Genomic DNA, 1375 nt, shown 5'->3' on the forward strand with positions numbered 1-1375 from the left:
TCCAGATCGTCAAAGCCACTGCTAAAGCCCTTGACGGTGCTTGCATCCAGAATGTCGCCATTAAGGCTGCCGCGTACACGAACGGTGATGCCATTGGCGGGCACATTGCCCGGCAGTGAAGAAAGCGAAGCGGTGTTGTAGTTCACTTCCAGCCCATTGATCTCGAAGGTCAGTGCTTCGCTGTTCAGATTGGATATCTTGCCGATAACGCGTGGCTCACTGACGTTATCTTCATAGCCCACATAGGTCGCGATGAGCACACCATCGGCAGCAATATAGCCACTGACTTCCACACCATCTCCAATTTCAAGTCGATCGAAGTCAGTGCCGGCGATGGCAGAAGTGAAGCTGCTATCTATCACGGTGCTTGCACGAACCTGCACAGTCTGTCCCAGCGCATTGAAGCGCTGGTTTGCGGCATCAAGGCTGCTGATGCTGGCCTTGAGCAGGGTTTCCTGAGTGACGGTGTCAGCAATCGGGTTGCCGTTATCGTCAATGCTGGATGATGTAATAAAGACAAACTCACCCACCTCAAGCAAGTCGGAGGAGCTCGGGTTGTCGTCGATTCGCACCAGGGTGTTGTCGTCGACAATATAACGTCGGCCATTTTGCAAAATGCTGCCAAAGCCGCTGATCGGACCAGCAGATACGCTGGCTGATGCAGCACTATTGCCACCATTGCTAGCAGTCTGGCTATCGCCACCACAGGCAGTCAGCGCAACAAGGCTGGCCGCTGTCAGGCATTTCATCCAGGTAGTGGAAGTTTTCATCTTTTATCTCCTTCATTTTCACTTGGATAGATGCCCAAACCGACTTGGTGGTGCTCGTTACTGCTGTCGCTATGGGCGGTTGCTTTGGTTCAATATAACAACATATGGGGAGATAATCCCCAAATATGAGGATTAAGGCAATGCCGTTCGTCGGATGGCTATTTCGAAACAGATGCAGCGATGGCTTCGGGGGCTAGCGCATCCCCGCTATCCGGCGCCCTGAAAGGGGCCGGCTCAAGACAGAGTTGCTGATGATGCTGCACGGGTATTGTCGGATTCGAGTTTGGGGAGTTGCCTGGAATGCGAGACACAAAAAAGCCGGGGTCAGACAAAGCTGCCCCGGCTTTTTGACAGGTGCTTTTGGGTAGGTGCTTGTTGGTTAGTCCTCCAGCACCAGCTCCGCTTCTTCGGCAGTAATCAGGCTGCCATTGTAGCTGCCTGTCACTTCCACAATGCTGCTATCGATGGTGATGGCAGAGAAGAAAGCGCTGGCGTCGTCCTCAAAATCACTGGAAGAAACATCCACCGGCACACCGAGTATGGTCAAAGAGGTATTAGGTGTAGTGCCTGTGACTGGACCGCGCAGGGCCACTACCAGCGGCAGG

At 53.4% G+C, this 1375-nt stretch carries 2 protein-coding genes; both read right to left on the reverse strand.

Annotation, left to right across the window (positions count from 1 at the left end; all coding sequences use genetic code 11):
- A partial coding sequence (locus J1C54_RS16240; protein WP_229149991.1) for a DUF5666 domain-containing protein occupies positions 1-770 on the reverse strand: 770 nt, incomplete at its 3' end.
- Between the two features lie 379 nt (positions 771-1149).
- Positions 1150-1375, reverse strand: a 226-nt coding sequence (locus J1C54_RS16245; protein WP_229149992.1) for a hypothetical protein, incomplete at its 5' end; no start/stop codon positions are given.

Source organism: Alcanivorax sp. 1008 (assembly GCF_020667895.1).
Taxonomy (GTDB): domain Bacteria; phylum Pseudomonadota; class Gammaproteobacteria; order Pseudomonadales; family Alcanivoracaceae; genus PGZG01.